This window comes from Methylococcus mesophilus (assembly GCF_026247885.1).
GTDB lineage: Bacteria > Pseudomonadota > Gammaproteobacteria > Methylococcales > Methylococcaceae > Methylococcus > Methylococcus mesophilus.
The window spans coordinates 2,404,134-2,420,383 of sequence record NZ_CP110921.1 but is presented as its reverse complement, the minus strand read 5'-3'; the positions used below and the strand labels follow the sequence as shown (position 1 = coordinate 2,420,383).

At 63.3% G+C, this 16,250-nt stretch carries 14 protein-coding genes; 4 read left to right on the top strand and 10 right to left on the bottom strand.

Features of this window, described 5'->3' with window-relative positions:
- Positions 1–5 precede the first annotated feature (5 nt).
- Positions 6–6,449, bottom strand: coding sequence for an alpha-2-macroglobulin family protein (locus OOT43_RS11395; protein WP_266020703.1), 6,444 nt, complete (start codon positions 6,447–6,449; stop codon positions 6–8).
- 137 nt (positions 6,450–6,586) lie between these two features.
- On the opposite strand from OOT43_RS11395, the gene OOT43_RS11390 reads away from it, so the two are divergent.
- Entirely contained in the window at positions 6,587–7,057 is a 471-nt protein-coding gene (locus tag OOT43_RS11390; RefSeq protein WP_266020702.1) for a hypothetical protein, read from the top strand.
- 58 nt (positions 7,058–7,115) lie between these two features.
- Here the strand turns inward: OOT43_RS11390 and OOT43_RS11385 are convergent, their stop codons facing one another.
- Positions 7,116–8,546 (bottom strand): RtcB family protein, encoded by a 1,431-nt coding sequence (locus tag OOT43_RS11385; protein ID WP_266020701.1) that lies wholly within the window; start codon positions 8,544–8,546, stop codon positions 7,116–7,118.
- A 14-nt stretch (positions 8,547–8,560) separates the two neighbouring features.
- Positions 8,561–8,992 carry an archease gene (locus tag OOT43_RS11380; RefSeq protein ID WP_266020700.1) on the bottom strand — a complete coding sequence of 144 codons (432 nt, stop codon included), beginning with the start codon at positions 8,990–8,992 and terminating at the stop codon, positions 8,561–8,563.
- Positions 8,993–9,059: 67 nt separating this feature from the next.
- On the opposite strand from OOT43_RS11380, the gene OOT43_RS11375 reads away from it, so the two are divergent.
- A complete protein-coding gene (locus OOT43_RS11375; RefSeq protein ID WP_266020699.1) occupies positions 9,060–9,557 on the top strand; it encodes a CDP-archaeol synthase in 498 nt (165 codons plus the stop codon).
- Here OOT43_RS11375 and OOT43_RS11370 read toward each other — a convergent pair.
- Both OOT43_RS11370 and OOT43_RS11365 read right to left on the bottom strand, forming a co-directional pair.
- A complete protein-coding gene (locus OOT43_RS11370) occupies positions 9,551–10,531 on the bottom strand; it encodes a metallophosphoesterase (RefSeq protein ID WP_266020698.1) in 981 nt (326 codons plus the stop codon). The two genes, OOT43_RS11375 and OOT43_RS11370, sit on opposite strands and share 7 nt — an antisense overlap.
- A complete protein-coding gene (locus tag OOT43_RS11365; RefSeq protein WP_266020697.1) occupies positions 10,528–10,842 on the bottom strand; it encodes a hypothetical protein in 315 nt (104 codons plus the stop codon). The genes OOT43_RS11370 and OOT43_RS11365 overlap by 4 nt, the downstream gene beginning before the upstream one ends.
- A gap of 142 nt (positions 10,843–10,984) precedes the next feature.
- On the opposite strand from OOT43_RS11365, the gene OOT43_RS11360 reads away from it, so the two are divergent.
- Together OOT43_RS11360 and hflD are read left to right on the top strand one after the other, a co-directional pair.
- On the top strand, positions 10,985–11,359 hold the full coding sequence (locus OOT43_RS11360) for a nucleotide pyrophosphohydrolase (protein WP_266020696.1): 375 nt from the start codon (positions 10,985–10,987) through the stop codon (positions 11,357–11,359).
- 11 nt (positions 11,360–11,370) lie between these two features.
- Positions 11,371–11,991, top strand: a complete 621-nt coding sequence (hflD, locus tag OOT43_RS11355; protein WP_266020695.1) for a high frequency lysogenization protein HflD — start codon at positions 11,371–11,373, stop codon at positions 11,989–11,991.
- A 427-nt stretch (positions 11,992–12,418) separates the two neighbouring features.
- Here the strand turns inward: hflD and OOT43_RS11350 are convergent, their stop codons facing one another.
- From OOT43_RS11350 to OOT43_RS11330, 5 genes are all read right to left on the bottom strand, one after another.
- A complete protein-coding gene (locus OOT43_RS11350; protein ID WP_266020694.1) occupies positions 12,419–13,255 on the bottom strand; it encodes a PEP-CTERM/exosortase system-associated acyltransferase in 837 nt (278 codons plus the stop codon).
- 241 nt (positions 13,256–13,496) lie between these two features.
- Complete coding sequence (locus OOT43_RS11345; RefSeq protein ID WP_266020693.1) at positions 13,497–14,159, bottom strand: class I SAM-dependent methyltransferase; 663 nt, start codon at positions 14,157–14,159, stop codon at positions 13,497–13,499.
- Positions 14,160–14,385: 226 nt separating this feature from the next.
- The gene (locus OOT43_RS11340) at positions 14,386–15,261 is read right to left on the bottom strand and encodes a ThiF family adenylyltransferase (protein WP_266020692.1); all 876 of its coding nucleotides are present in this window, start codon (positions 15,259–15,261) and stop codon (positions 14,386–14,388) included.
- A gap of 304 nt (positions 15,262–15,565) precedes the next feature.
- Entirely contained in the window at positions 15,566–15,943 is a 378-nt protein-coding gene (locus OOT43_RS11335; protein WP_266020691.1) for a 4a-hydroxytetrahydrobiopterin dehydratase, read from the bottom strand.
- 11 nt (positions 15,944–15,954) lie between these two features.
- Positions 15,955–16,236, bottom strand: coding sequence for a SelT/SelW/SelH family protein (locus tag OOT43_RS11330; protein ID WP_266020690.1), 282 nt, complete (start codon positions 16,234–16,236; stop codon positions 15,955–15,957).
- Positions 16,237–16,250: the final 14 nt, after the last annotated feature.

Sequence of the window (16,250 nt, the reverse complement as noted above, 5' to 3'; positions counted from 1 at the left end):
CGTTACTAATCCTTGACCTGCGCCGTCTCCGCCAGCCCCCGATACAGTATCTCGGTGTCGTACATGCCCTCGGCGAACACCGGCGGGACGGCATAGGTGCCGGTGTTCAGCGGTTTCAGGCGGAATTCGAAATAATTCTCGCCGCCGTCCAGGGCGCCGAAGAACACCACTCGGTCCTCTTGTACGTCGATGTAGTCGGGTTCCCACAGCGGTTTGTCGCCGATCGGCAGGGATCGGCGCCCAGCCAGACCGTCCTCGCCCAGGTCGATTTCGAAGCCGCCGGGGATGAGCATGACCACCGCCAGGTCCTGCATGGGCCGGTCGGGATGCAGAGCGAGGCGGATGTGCAGCTTGTCCCGCAGTGACAGCTGCGCGATCTTTTCCCCCTTGTCGTTGAGCAGGTTCCGGTTGATGGCGATGCCCTGAGCGATGGGCGCGGCCGGCGGCGCCTTGTCGTAGCCGCGCTCGGTGAGCTGGTAATAGAGGTTCCAGCTGCCGTCGCCTTTGATCTCCAATGGCCGGCGGGTGCGCTCGAGGGTGGTGCGCTTGACCGTCTTGCCGTCCAGTGCCAGCGGCACCGGCGGCTGGCCGGCGAGGATGTTCAGGGCCTTGTCGCCCGTCTGCTCGAAGCGGGACCAGAGGCCGCCCAGGCCCAGCAGGGCGAGCGAGCCGCGGAAGGAACTCATGCGTTGCTTGACGATGTCTTGCGAGAGTTCGATGAGGTAACGCCCGAATTCCGGATCGGGCGCATCCAACAGCTCGGGCGCGTGCTTGCCCACCAGGTACAAATACAGGCTCAGCCCCTCAGTGTCCTGCTGGAGGCCCCAGGGCAGCAGGCCGGTTTTCTTCCATTGACGCTGGACTTCGCCGAAATAGCGGTCGGCATCGGCGTCCAGATGGTGCAGTTTGTAGGCGGCCCCCAGGAGGAAGCGCGTGCGGTTGGCGTGCTCGCCGCCCTGTCCCCATTGCCGCTCCAGCTCGGCCTCGAAGGCGCGCAGGCGCTCGGCCACGTTCCTGCCGCTGCGGGCCAGGAGGTACAGGGCGTAGCTCTCCGCATCGTGTTCGGACCACTGGTAACGGGGCGTCTGGGCATATTCGTCGGCGTACTGCAGGGCCCGCTCGAACATGGCATCGGGCACCCTGAGGCCGCGCTCCCTGGCTTCCAGCATCAGATGGGTGGCGTACATGGAATAGAACGGATCGCCGCCGTCGGCCACCGTCCAGTAGCCGAAGCTGCCGTCGTGTTTCTGGCGGGCCTGAAGCGAGTGCAGAGTGCGTTCGAGCAGTTTTCCCGCGTCCTCCGCGGACAGGCCCAGCTCCGGATTGGCGCCCAGCACCACAGCAGGGAAGGCCTGGCTGGCGAGCTGTTCGGTGCAGCCGTAGGGATAGCTCTTGAGAAACTCGACGATGCCCCGCAGATAGGCGCCTGGCGTGACCGACACCGCCAACTCGGCGAAACGTTGGGTGTCGTAGACATCCCGTGTCAGGTCGAGCGCACGGGCCTTGCCGGCCCGTTGCTCATCGACGCGCAGCACCCCGGCTTGCAGGGTGGTGAGCAGCGGCTGGGAGGGCCGGATGCTCATTTCCTCGCCGTAGCTGGTTTCCTTGCCGCCGCCGGCGACGCGGTAGCGGACTTCGACCGGGCCGAGCTTGTCCTTCGCCTTGGCGCGGAAACGCACCGTGCCGTCCTGGCCCGGGGCCAGGGTCACCGTCTGCGGATTGGGCGCCTGAACCGCCAGGGCGTCGCCAGCGCTGACGGAGACTTCGAGGGTCTTGTCGCCGCCTTCGCCGCTGGCGTTGGCCACCAGCACGCCCATGTCGAACTCGTCGCCCGGCGCCGCCACCAGCGGCTGCTGGGGCTGGATCACGTAGGAGTTGCGGGCGAGGCTGCGGGCCCCGGCCACCCCGATCCGGGCGGCATCGACGGCGACCGCCAGCACGCGGACGCTGCCGTTGAAGTAGTCCGGCACCGGTACCGTCCAGACATGCTCGCCCGGCATGGCGTCGACGATGCCGGACCAGGCCGCCAGCGGCGGCTTGTGCTTGCGGGCGAAGGGGTTCTTGTACTTCCCGGCGATGTCAGCGTCGCCATCCCCGCCCGGCGCGGACAGCTTCTGCACCAGGGCGTAGTCGGGCAGGATCAGGTCCAGGATCTGGTGGGTCTTGACCTGCAGGGCACGCTTGCGGAAGAACGTATCCAGCGGCGCCGGGTCGCGGTAATGGGCGAATTGCAGGATGCCTTCGTCCACGGCGTACAGCACCAGCCGGGTCCGCTCCTGCACCCGGTAGCGCACTTCCAGTCCCCCGCCGGGCTGGACCTGCTCGGGCACGCTGAGCTTGATTTCTTGGGTGTGGGGCTGGCGGGAGATGGCGAAGGGCGCCACGCCGTAGCTCAGCGGGCTCATATAGATTTCCGGCGAGTCCAGCGAGCGGACGAAGGCCACCGACAGGTAGGCGTTGCCGCTGGCGCCTTGGGGCAGGGCGATGCGGTGGGTGGAAGCGGTGGTGCCGGTCTTGATCCACCGGCTGGCCAGCACCCCGTCCTGTTCGATGGTGACGAGCCCGGCGCCCTGGTAGGGGGCGACGATCTGCACCTCGATTTCTTCTCCGGGCGCGTATTCCTTCTTGTTCAGGCGCAGCTCCAGCTCGGCGTTGCGCTCGATGTTGCGCGAGACGTTGCCGTCGCCGGCCACCGAGTAGGCCAGCCGGTTCAATTCTTCGTCCATGTCGTTCTTGAAGACCAGGACGAAGTTGCCGGGGGCGGCGGTGGCCAGGGCCAGGGCGGCTTTGCCGCCCTTCAGCTCGACGGTTTCGGTCTTGCGCAGTTCGTCGCGCTGGACGGACTGGTAGGCGTACAGCCCGTCTTCCCGTTTCACCAGGGTGGAGACGTAACGGGTTTCGTGGAGTTCCGCCCGGACCGTGCCCGCTTCCCGCGGTTTCAGGTCCGGACCCAGGGCCAGCAGATTCAAGCTGCGGCGGCTGTCCTTGGCGATGTAGTCCAGCGGGCCGTCTGCGGCGTGGCCGAGCAGGAAGGGCTGGGCCGAAACCAGGGCCGAGGCGACGCCGACGACGGAGCGGCCGGAGCCTTTCTCGAAGCCCTCGCCGGCGACGGCGATTTCGTACACCGGCTCGCCGAGGGACGCCAGCGGCAGCTCGAACTCGGCCTCGCCCTGGGCGTCGGTCGCCCTTTCGCCCAGTTCCATGGGCTGGTCCGGGAGATTGGCCGCGACCGTGCCGCGGAAGCGGTAGTCGGGGAAGCCCGGCACCCGGCCGGACCAGGGGCGCACCGTCAGCTCCAGCTTGGCGAGGCTCCCTGCGGCTGGCGTGCCGAACAGATTGCGCACGGCGACCCTGGCCTTGGCGGCCCGGGGATCGAGCCAGCCCTCGGCCGGCGCGCCGGGGAGCCGCGTCTTGACCTGCAGCCGGTCGGGCTGGAATTCCTCCACCCGCACCGTGGTGTAGCCCAGCGACTTTTTGCTCTTGTTGGCGACGAACAGTTCGACCCGGTAGGTGCCGGTCTTACCTGCCGCGGAGGTTTCCCAGGCCAGCTCCTCGAAACCTTCCGCCCCGAAGGCCAGGGTCTTGCTCATGACCTCCGCGTCTTCCGGATCGGTGACGACGGCCTTGAGCGGGAGCCCGGCGGGCAATGCCGACCAGTCGCGCCTGCGCAGAATCAGTCCGATGTGCACGGTGTCGCCCGGACGGTAGATGCCGCGGTCGGAGAACAGATAGGCGTGCAGCGACTCGGCGGTGTCGCGCAGGCCGTCGATGTCGAAGCGGGCGACGTCCAGCAGGCGGTTGTCGCGGGCGAACGGCAGGAAAGCCAGGTCCCCGTCCTTCTCGGCGAGGTAGACCGCGGGCGTCTTCTCCGCCTTGAGCCCCTCGGTGGAAGGTAGGCTGACGTGGCCCTGTTCGTCGCTCTTGCCGCTGGAAACCGGCACGCCGTTCGTTCCCAGCAGGGATACCTCGGCGCCGGCGACCGGTTGGCCGCTGCGGAAGGACATGACGTAGGCGTCCTGGCGACCGTCCTTGCCGGTCTTGACCAGGAGGCCGAGGTCGGTCAACAGGACCAGCCGGGTGTCGGACGGGGGTGTGCCCTCGCTTTCGTCCGATTCGGCTTCGCCTTCGCTGCAGTCGGCGGGCGCCTCTTCGCTGTCCGCAGCGGGGTCGGCGGAAACCTCTGCTACCGTCGGGTCCGGCTCGCCGCCGGCCTCTGCATTTTCAGGTTCGCCGCAGGTTTTCGCTTCGGCCTTTTTCTCCTTCACCGTCAGCAGGAACAGGCCGCGGGGCGGAAAGCCCTTGTCGCGGAGGAAACGGCCGAAGTCCACGGCAAAATACTGCCGTGCCATTTCCTTGCCCGGCGGCAAGGCTTCCTCATACGCGAATTTTTCGGCGAAATGTTCGATGGACAGCCGGAGCCAGGGATTCTGGAAGTCGCCCCGGGTGAACCGGGCGAAATGGTGCAGGTTGTGCGGCAGGACCCGCTGCAGTTCCACCTGGACCTTGTTCACCCCGCGCACCGCCACGCCCAGTTTCTTGCTCCCGGTCAGGCTCAGCAGGGCGCCGTCGTGCAGGATCTTCAGCTCGCGCTGATTTTCGCCCAGCTCGACCAGGTAGCGGGCATCTTCCGCCAGGCGGAAGCCGTCCACGCTTTCCAGGCCCTTCTTCACCCGGACCAGCAACTGGCGCTTTTCCGGCGCCGTGAAGCTCAGGTAACGCAGCGTCTTGTCCTCGTCCTCGGCAGGCTTGGCGGCGACGGGGACAGGCTGGGCGAGCGCGATGGCGTCGCCGTCCGCCTGGTCGGCGCTGGTCCATTCCTCGATCTCGCGGGCTTGGCACAGTTCCGGGCGTTGCGGATTTTCCTGCCGGCAGTCGGGCAGCAGATAGGCTTCTACCGATTGCGGCAGGGCGCCGGGGTCCTTGAGCGGGACGGTGGTGCGCAGCACCAGCAGCCGCTCGATGTCGCCGTCGGCCTTGACTACGCTCCGGCTGTCGAGCTCGGTCACCTTCAGATAGTCCCTCGCGCCGGGGATGGGGAAGTTCCGTTCGATCTGCTCGCGCTGCGGCTCCCCGCCCAGGCTGGAGAGAATACCCTTGTCCAGGATGATTCTCACCTCGCCGGGTTCTTCCGGAATCGCGATGGGGGCGGTTTTCAGATAGGCGAGCCGGGGATTCTTTTCGTCGTAAACCAGTTCGTAAGGCAGCGAGCGCACCCGCTGGTCCGTGAAGGTCTTGGCGGGCTCTACCCGCAGCAGCGCCGCGGCGTTCGCCGCCAGACTTTCCCGCTGGGGCGGATAGGTAAAGCTGAGCCTGGCGGTGATCCGCTTGCGGGCCGGGTCGGCAGGATCGCTGTAAAGCTGGATGTCGCCGATTTCCCCGCGCATTTCGGCGGTCCGGTAAGGCTTGGAAATGCGGGGCTGGGCGAAGGCCGCGCCGGGGAAAGCCGCGGCGTCGAGGTCCACCCGATAGGCCGTGCCCGGTTTCAGCGGCTGTGCCGGGGTGAAAATCAGGTCCGGCCCGCCGGCCGCCTCCCCGTAGCGCCAGACGCCGGGCGTCGCCGGTTCGAGCGCGATGCCGTTCCCGGCCGGCTCGCCGGCGGATGTCTTGGTCGCGGACTGGGTCAGGTCCTTGCCCTTCAGGCGCACGGTCAGCCCGCCGTCTTCCAGCCCGAGTTCGATGTCGCTGACCGTGGGTGCGGGTTTCTGCGGTTCGCCGAGGCGGTCCCAGTCGGCGCGCAGCACCGGAAGTTCGCAGCTTGTGCCTTGCGCCAGCAGCGCGGCGCCGCCGGCCCCATCGCGGTTGCGTAGCTGGAGGTCGCCGGGCTTGACTTCGAACCGCAGGACGCTGTCCTTGTCCGGCCGCAGCAGCGCGCCCGAATGCACGGTGACGCGCGAGCCCTTGTCCGAGTGCAAGGCCAGGGGAGAGTTTTTGCCCAGCACCGCGGCAAGAGCGGGCGTTTCGACCGGATAGTTGAAATCGAGTACCGCTTCCAGCGAACGCTGGAACGGCGCTTGCCGCGACTCCTGCCAACGGCAGGTCTGGATAAGCACAGAAAGCGGCGGGGTGCGGTAGGGCAGGCTACCCGCGGCGATCCGGTAACCTTCGCGCAAGCTCAAGCCCTGCAGCGATATCGTCAGCGCGGCGCCGGGCTGGATGGTCGTGCTGGCCGGCAGGAACACGAGGCGGGACGGATCGTCCCAGCGCCATGCGCCGTCCAGGGGCGGAGTCAGCTGGGGTGGCACCCCGGGCGCCTCGCCCACCGCCCCCAGCGGGGCGACCTCCTGGGGAAAATTGAGCACCAGGGCTGGCGTCCAATGCCGGTGATTGAGCAGATAGACCGACGGGCTGACCGTTTCCTGGCCTTTTCCGCAGCCGGCCAGGATCGGCAGGATGGCCGCAAGAAAAAGACGGGGAAAAAGGTTTCCCGGTCCCCATCGCAATACTTCCATGATGTTCTCCTGTGTCGGCTCACGGTCAAAAATAGCGAGCGGTTGCATGACGGTGCAGTCCCGCAAGGTGCTTGACAAAATTCGACGTCCGTGTTGTCTCTGGAGCCGCGCGAAACACTAAATGAGGAGATCTAGCCATGAACAAGACAAAGCGCTTGATCATTAGTCTCAGCCTCATGTGCCTGGCAGCCATTGCGATGCCGGGTAGTGCGGCGGCGGCGTCGCCTAATTACGTTAAAGTAAAATTCTCCCTGATGCCCGGGGATTCCAAAGTCATTTCGCTGCCGGCTGGACAAATACCGATTCGGGTCGCAGTCAGTGTTACGAGCAAGAACGGCGGTACCCAGCTTCCCAGCGAATTGATGACCGCACTGGTGAATAAGGATCCCTCGTCGGGTCAGCTGACGTGGATCGGCACGAATTCCGACGGTTCGCAGGCCGCCGGTACCACCTTGGATAGCCATCTGGTCGCCAGCATCAATTCGGGCAATGTGGACCTCACGGCGGAAACGCCGACGGCAGCGAGGCCGCACGGCTCGCTCACCGTTTATCAGAGTCCCAGCCGAACGAGCATCAAAGGCTACTACATTGTCACCTTGATCTATTGATGGAGGTTTTAGGCAAGTTTGTTCTCCGAGTGGGCGTTCGGCCACGGGGAAATGTCCATTAGCCCTTGATGCAGACGATGGGTTCCAGCCGGGCGACCAGTCGCGCTAGCCCGGCCCGGTCGGAGGCCTGCACCACGGCGTGGACGTCCTTGTAGGCGCCGGGGGCTTCCTCGGCGACGCCCCGGTACGAAGGACTGCGGATGAGGATGCCGCGTTCGGCGAGCTGGTCGATCACCTGCCGCCCCTGCCAAGTCCGGGTGGCCTGGTGGCGGCTCATGCTGCGGCCGGCGCCGTGGCAGGCGGAGGCGAAGGAGAGCGTCTCGCTCCGCGAAGTGCCGGCCAGGATGTAGGACGCCGTGCCCATGGAGCCGCCGATGAGGACGGGCTGGCCGGTTTCGGCGAATGCCGCCGGCAGGTCCGGATGGCTGGGGCCGAAGGCGCGGGTTGCGCCCTTTCGGTGGACATACAGATGGCGGCGCTCGCCGTCCACGAGATGCTCCTCGAACTTGCAGGTGTTGTGGGAGACGTCGTACAGCAGCTCCAGCCGGGCCGCGGGCAGCACGCGGGCGAAAACCTGCCGGGTGAGGTGGGTGAGTATCTGGCGGTTGGCGAGGGCGCAGTTGATGGCGGCGCGCATGGCGCCGAGGTAATCCTGGCCGACTTCCGATTCGATGGGCGCGCAGGCCAGTTCCCGGTCGGGCAGGGCGATGCCGTATTGCTTGGCCGCACCCTGCATGAGGCGCAGGTACTCGGTGCCGATCTGATGGCCCAGGCCGCGCGAGCCGCAATGGATGCTGACGACCATGTCGCCTTCCGCGATGCCGAAGGCCTGAGCGGCCCCCGCGTCGAAAATCTCGGTCACTTCCTGGGCTTCCAGGTAGTGGTTGCCCGAGCCGAGGGTGCCCATTTCCGCGCGCTGGCGTTCCTTGGCGCGGGCCGAGACGTTTTCCGGCCGGGCGCCCTCCATGCGGCCGTGTTCCTCGATGCGGGCCAGGTCGCGCGCCTCGCCCCAGCCCTGTTCGACCGCCCATTGCGCGCCGCCTTTCAGCATGGCATCGAGGCCCTTGGCGTCCAGCCGGATCTTGCCGTGGCTGCCGAGCCCGGCCGGGATGTCGGCATAGAGGGCGTCGGCCAGCTTGGGTTTAACCGGTTCGATGGCGGGCCGCTTCAGGCCGGTGAGCAGGGTGCGCACGCCGCAGGAGACGTCGAAGCCGACGCCGCCGGCCGAAACCACGCCGCCCGCGCCGGCATCGAAAGCCGCCACGCCGCCGATGGGAAAGCCATAGCCCCAGTGGGCGTCGGGCATGGCGTAGCTGGCCTGGACGATGCCCGGCAGCCGGGCGACGTTGGAGGCCTGTTCCAGCACCTTGTCGTCCATGGCGCGGACCAGAGCCTCGTCGCCGTACAGGATGGCGGGCACGTGCATGCCGGTTTCCGGATTCAGGCGCCAAGTGTAGGCGTCGATCTTTTCGAGGCGGTCGATGTTCATGGCAATCCTCCCCGTCAAACGTCCACCACGCACTGCGCGTGCCACAGACCGCCCGCTTCGCGTTCCACCTTGAGCTCGGTGTAGGTCGCGCCCTTGATTTCCACCGCGGGCCGATGGCGCAGCGGGTCCACCGGTTCGCCCCAGGCGCGGCCCTTCAGCCGGCCGTCGGCGATGTCGACCTGGAACCTGCCGAACACCATCCCCCGCACCGCCATTTCGTAGACGAGTGCGTTGAGCCAGTCCGCCAGCGCCAGTTCGAGATCGGTAGCCTCGCATTCCACTTCGACTTTTTCCGTTTCCCGGATCGAGGCCGGATCGCAGATCACCGCCGACAGCGCCAGCGCCGCCTGGGCGAAGGCTTCCGCCGGCGTGGGGCCGAAGCCGCGCACGCCAATGTCGGCCATGTGCTCGAAATGCTCCCAGCGGGAAGGGGTTGGGTCGGTCATCGGGATACTACGCCGAAGGCGGTTCGGATTATGATCGGCATCGTAGCGAATTTACGGATGCAACGACATGGGCGCCGAAACCACGGGAATGACCGCACGACTGCTCATCCTGCTGATGATGGCGAATGGCATGCCGATCCTGCTGCGGAAGCTGCTGGGCGACCGCTTGGGCTGGCCGGTGGACAGCGGTTGCCGCTTTCCGGACGGGCGTCCGTGGCTCGGTCCGAGCAAGACCTGGCGGGGGCTGGTCTGCGGCATAGGCGCAGCGGCGGGCTGCGCACCGCTGCTGGGGCTGCCCTGGGAGGTCGGAGCGCTGGTCGGCGCGGCATCGCTGGCCGGAGACCTCTTGTCCAGCTTCCTCAAGCGGCGGTTCGGCATCGGCTCCAGCGGCATGGCGCTGGGTCTGGACCAGGTGCCGGAGGCGTTGTTGCCGCTGCTGGCGGTGCGGGAGCGCTTCGGTCTGGAATGGAGCTACATCGCCTGGTTCGTCATCGTGTTCATCGTCCTCGAACTCGCCCTTTCCGCCGTCCTTTACCGGCTCCGCATCCGCAACCGGCCCTATTGAGCGGGGAGGCGGGAGAGCCGGTGCAGGGCGATCTCCGGCGGGCAGTTCAGGCGGACGTCCAGGATGGAAACGCCGGAGCCGGCCGAGGTGTAGCCCTGCATGCGGTGATAGCGCCAATAGCCCCGGCCGAACGCGCGCGGACAGCGGGCGTTCAGCGTCAGGGCAAAGCCGCCGGGCAGGCAGATCTGGCCGCCGTGGGTGTGGCCGCTCAGCATGATGTCGAAATCGGCATAGGCGGCATGGCGGTACAGCTCGGGCGAGTGGGACAGCAGGATGGAGACTGCGCCTTCCGGGATCGGGTCGGCGGCTTTTTCGATGTTGTCCGCCCGGTAGTAATGCGGATCGTCGACGCCGGCAAGAAATAGGGAGGCGCCGTCGCGGCTGATCTCGTGGACTTCGTTGAGGAGCATGCGCACCCCCAAGTCTTCGATCTCGGGCGCCATGCGGATGGTGTCGTGGTTGCCTAAGATGGCGAACACCGGTTTGTCGATCGAGGGGCGCACGCGGGCGAAGGCGTCGATGGCGCTTCGGTAAGGGCCGAAGGTGCGAACCCGGAAGTCACCGGTCAGCACGCAGGCATCGTAATGCCCGGCCTGGGCGATGGCGCGGATCAGGGCATCGGGCAGGTCCGGGGCCATGTCCAGATGCAAGTCGCTGATATGCAGCAGGGTGTAGCCTTCGAAGGCGTCCGGCAGATGCTCCAGCCGGAATTCGTTTCGGCGGATTTCGATGCGGCGGGCGGCGCGCTGGCCGGGGCGGTACAAGAGGCTCAGCTTGAGCATGCGCCGCAGCAGGGTGTGCAGGCGGTTCCAGTTTTCGATATGGAAGAAAGTGCGTCCTTGCCCGAAGATCCGGGCTTCGAAATCGTGCTCGATGCCCAGACGCTGATTCAGGTGGCAGCGGCCGATCCGCCGCTCCAGCCGGGCGTACGCGTCGGCCTGGATCGGCGGACAGGCAGGGTGCCGATCCGTCACTGCGTATGCACGAGTTGATCGAGCAGACGCGCCAGCTTGGCGATGGCGTTTTCCACGGACTTGAAGGTCTCTCCCGCATCCGTTGGATTCTTGGCCAGCTTCTCGACCTTGCCCGCCGCCGACGAAATGGCTTGTAATGCCTGCTGGTAGGAGGGGGCTTCGGCATTGAGCGAGGCGGCCACCAGGTCGATTTTCTGCTGGAACAACTGGTCCAGCAGCTCGTCGCTCTGCTCTGCGAGTGCCGGCTTGGTGGTGCTGATGGTTTCGAGCGCCTGGATGGTTTTCTGCAGGTCGGCTATCAGTCGGTCCATAGTCGGTAAGCTCCCGTGCCTTCATTCATAAAATTGGCCCACATGATGCCATGACGAGGAGGGTCCTGGACGCGGCGGGTCGGAGTTATTTTGACGAGTTGAGCGGAATCAAGCAAAGACATCGAAAAGGAGAAAGCCGGTCGTGGACCTGCCCGAGATACAGCAACAGTTGCGCGAATTCGCCGCCGAGCGGCACTGGGACCCGTTCCATACGCCGAAGAATCTGGTGATGGCGCTGGCGGTGGAGAGCGCGGAGCTCATGGAACATTTCCAGTGGCTGACGCCGGAACAGTCCCTCGCCGTGGGCGACGATCCCGACCTCCGGCAGGCCGTGGCCGAGGAGGTGGCGGACGTGGCGATCTACTTGATCCGCCTGGCCGACCGGCTGGGGATCGATCTGGAAACCGCCATTCGGGATAAGATGAAGCGCAACGCAGAGAAATATCCGGTACATCTGGCCAAGGGCAACGCCGTCAAGTACAACCGGCGCAAGATGGCTTGTCGGGAAGAGGATTAGGAAATCGAGTCATGATCAAGACGCTCGCCAACCAGGTGATCGCGCTGGCCGGACTGGCTCAGGCCACCTACCTTGTCAAACAGATCGCTCAGCGGGGCACCGCGGAGGCCGGCGACCTGGACGCCGTCGTCCGCAGCGTGTTCGCGATCGATGCCGATGACGTGCCGGCCGTTTACGGCGGGATCGAACGGCTCAAGACGGGATTGCAGCTCCTGGACCGCCAACTCGCGGGCTTCGAGCCGCCCGATGCCGAACTGGCGCGCTACGGCGCCACGTTGATCCTGCTGGAGCGCAGGCTCGTCAGCGACCCCCGCATGCTCGAAACCCTGCGCACCGGCATCGAGCAGGTCAAGGAGCAGGCCGAGTATTTCGGCGAGCTCAACGACACCGTCTACGCCAACCTGGCCGATCTCTATCAGCGCACCGTGAGCCAGTTAAGGCCCCGCGTCATGGTGAACGGCCAACCGTCCTATCTCACCAACAGCGCCAACGCCAACCGCATCCGCGCGCTTCTCCTGGCCGGCATCCGCGCCGTGGTCCTGTGGCGGCAGTGCGGCGGCGAGCGCTGGAAGCTCCTGTTCCAGCGCAGCGGCATGCGTAAGGAGGCGCGGAGGCTATTTCAGGCGCTGTAGCTCTGTGGATTGGAAGCCCGGTTACAGAACGAAATCGAATCGAGCTATTCGGTTTACGGAGGTGCGGTCTAGACCAGCTGAGTTGGGCGGTTTGGGGCGCCCCAGGTCAGCTGCGAGGTAGCGATCCCGCTCCGGGACTTTTGCCGCGCCAATTCTTGACCGGTTACTAAACGTTAAGAAAGAAAAGTAGCTCGTCACCTCGGCATGGATTCGCTACGCACTCTGGCGAGTGCCGAGACATGGATGTATCGGCCTTGCCATCCCTGGCTTCTAGATTCCGGCAGTCCATGCCGGAATGACGAGCGATGCGACATTTATTTCTTTTCGCTTAGTAACATCCCCCGTTTCTTTTGGCATGACAAAAAGTCAGTGTCCCTCATTGCCTCTGTACCAGTTCTGACCCTAACTCAAAGTGCCGTGCTGATCCTCAATCTTTACATACAAAATCTGTTTCGGAAAATTCGATGGCCTTACCACAGCCCCTTCCAGAACAGAAATCAGGGTGAGCTTCGAGCCTGCAAGGTGTCCCTCCTGTATTTATGCCATCCTGTGTGAGGAACTCCCATACATCTGGGCGTGATCGTCGTATTTCCGCTAAGACTTGAGATATCCGGCCAACACACGGAATTCGTTTCCCGTGGTAATTGGCAGCCGGCCCGATTTGCACAAATGCTACTCCAAAGCCCCTGAGCAGCCTCAACAGCTGTGGCTCCATGACCGCCATCCAAAAGGTAATATCTTGTTCAGAACTCATCGTCACAATCGCCTGGAAAAGTCCCAAGGTGATTAACGGCATTATGCTTCGCCTGTCATCCGGGCGCCGCTGTTGAGGTGTTGAGATTTCGATGGCTCCCTGTGTGGTCCGTTCTTCACCCAAGCGCCTGCGGAATTGTTTTGAAACCGCGAGCCGAGAAATCTCACCGATTTGTTCGCGAGGAATACCTGATATTTTACTGCGAAATTCCGGATCAATTTGACAGTGCAGCTCCATCGGTAGCAGACCGCACTCAATCTCTGCGGTGGGTCGTATCAGACGTACCGTTGCCGCCACCTCTCCACTTTCCAGATGACGCAATACGGATTGAGCGGAGGTCTGATCGAATTCGTCTTTCTCCAGGCCATCCTGATAGAGTTGATGGTCATTATAGGCCCGCTCAACGCAATAAACTTGATACCTCAGAGACATCGCTTCGCGAAGTAAATCAGGCGTATTTGCCGATTGCACTTCGAAATAGCGATAAAATCTATCATGCCAATCGGCCATGCCATGTTCCTATATAAAAATGGGGTCACGACTAGAACGGATAATTAGCGAAGCGAAACTCAGAAAAGCGATTCATAAAAGCATTGCTGAGCATTGCGAATTCCAATTCCGTTATCCAGCGAGATCGAATTGGAGGTATCTTTTTCGGTCCCATCAAGCGGCATGGCAGGGTCTGCACCGGGTGCGTGCCGCACTGCGCCAAGGCCATGCCGCAAGCCGTCATCCGGGGCGTGACGGCTTGCTAGGGTTTGATGCACAAAATGTTGTAACAGTTGCCGGTGACCGACTCGGTGGAAATTTCAAATCCGGAATCGATAAACCGTTGCCGAATATCATCCTTTTCATAGGGGGTGAAGAGTATTCCCTTTCTTATCCCCCATTGATTGATGCGCTGAGCAATCCGGTTGAATGGCCAGGAGGTTCGAGGATAGAGTAATACGTTGGCTGCCAATCTGCCCCCTGGTTTGAGTACTCGAAAAACGTCACGTAATGCGCCGTTGACGTCGGGAAAGCAATGTACGGAGTTGGCAATATTTGCAGTATCGAAATTGTTGTCAGTGAAGGGGAGGTTGGCGGCGTCGGCATGGTGAAACCGCGCCGAGGGGATACCAGCGAAACGCTTGACCGCACCCGCCAACATCGATTCGGCATAATCAATTCCGACGATCTGGGATGGGGGCAGTTTTTTCCAGTTGCGCCAACGCAGGAAAAGCTCTAGCAGGGTTCCGGTCCCACAGGCAACTTCAAGGTGGCGAGGCCCGAAGTTGGGTCCAAAAAAGCGTATCTGTGAAGTAATTGTGCTGTTATAGGCAAATGTTAGGATAAAAAATCCACGAATATCATACCACCAGGGCTCGGACGAATAGGCAAGTGCAACTTCTTCGCGTGTTTTAGCTCCGGGCATATTCTCCTCGCTTCATTATGGCTACGGTGTTTATGATATTAGCGGAATGAGCCCGAACATGCAGTACCTGCCTCAGCAAATCCACCAGGATGTGCCGCGCCGATTCCAGTTCCGTTGATCTGCTTCATTCCAGTTTTACGATACAAGCTCCGAGTATCTGAGAACGCTGACGAAAACTTCACGACCCGACCTAGGCAAGCAGGGGGGTAATTCCGGCGAGGTTGACTCAATGGCGGTCATGGCGGCTTTCCATGGCATGGCGGCCGATGGCCAGCGCCAGCTTTTGCAACGGGTGACGGTTGCCTCCCGGGCGGTAGGTGCGTTTGATTCGGTTCGTGTAGGCGTCGAACTGGTATCCCCACGGCGCGGCCCGGACTTCGCCACGCCCAAGCAGGATCTTGAAGGTTTCGGTTGCGGCGACGCCGGCACATAGATAGCAGCCCATGACTGTGGAAGGTCCTCGATGCGAGGCGAGGTCAATGCGGCTTGGGTCGACCAAGTAACCCCGGGCCAGGCCGGCCGGTGCGAGGCCGACCAGGAAACGTAGAGCCATTTCGGTTTCGTCGCAGCCTTCCCATTGGAAATATTCCTCAAATGTCATACCGCCCGGCATGAAAACCAAGACTGCGGTGCCAATGCCGAGCGGCGCCGCGGTAACTGCCGGTATGTTCTTGCGAGCACAGGCGGAAAACGCGAGCCGGCGAGCGGAGAAAGCAAAGAAGTCCAAACCGTCGATGTAGACGTCCACACCGTCAAGAAACTCGTCGATATTCCGCTCGCTGACACCTTCCGGAAAGCCTTTGATGTCGGCGTCAGGATTGATGTCGCGGACCTGCTCGGCGAGCACAGCGAGCTTGCTGCGTCCCAATGTGCTCACTGCCGCGCCGGCCTGGCGATTGAAATTCGCGATGTCGAAACGATCGAAATCGGACAGGTTGAATGCCCCTATCCCAAGCCTTGCCAGAGTCAGTGCATGAAAGCCACCCACTCCGCCTAGGCCGGCGATGGCTATACGGGCGCCCCGAAGGCGCTCCTGTTCGGCTTCAGTAGTCCATCCCAGATTGCGGGAAAAGGCGTCGCCGTAGCAAAAAAAGCGGGTCATGCTCGTTCAGGATCAGATGAAGTATCAGAAGATCCGCGTGGGCAGTTGGCAATGTGAAGCGCTAAACAAGTCATGAAGTTAAATTTAGTAGAACATGCCTTCGTTACAAATCGCTTTAGATCCCGAGCGACGTATCGCTGGAAACCGACCTCGTCCAGGCGAAAGGTTGCTCCCTGGGAAACGGGTGGCGCCCATCCCTGCCGCCGGGGCGAGCGCTTCTTCTTGGAAGCTTGAGGAGAGAAATGACCCGAGGGAATCGGGTCGAGAATTTTGTGTAAGTGGGGGTTGGATGAGAGGGGGCTGTTCAGTCGTATTTCAGGTACTTGAACCTGGGATCGTCCGGCGTGCCTTCGAGTAAGCCGCCGGTTTCCAGCGCCGGCTGCCACTGGATCACCGCCTCGATTTTCTTCGCCAAGGCGAAATCCTTGTCGGTGACGCCGTGCGCCGAATGGGTGACCAGTTTCACGATGACGAAGGCATAGCTCACCGACAGGTCGGGATGGTGCCAGGCCGCTTCGGCCAGGTGCCCGACGGTGTTGACCACCATCAGGGTGCTTTTCCAGCCGTGGGTCTTGTACTTGCGCCTGATTTGACCGTTCTCGTAATACCAGTGCGGAAGTTCCGCCGTCAGGCGGGCGCGGATTTCCGCTTCCTCATAAGTCCGTTCTTTCGGCGTCGTCATGTCATGCACCCTTAGTTTTCCTTTCTGTCGGCATGGCCGAGGCTGCGTCCGGGGGCGATGCGGTCGCGGACCCGCTGCTTCAGTTCGGTGATTTCCGGAAACCTGCCTTCCTCCTTCCGCGACCAGACCAGCTCGCCGTTGGCCCGTACCTCGAAGATGCCGCCCGTACCCGGCTTCAACGTGAGTTCGCCGATTTCCTGGTCGAAGGTCGTCAGCAGTTCCTGCGCCATCCAGGCCGCGCGCAGCAGCCAGCGGCATTGAGTGCAGTAGAGTATTTCGACGCGATTGCTCATGGTGTCTCCCGATG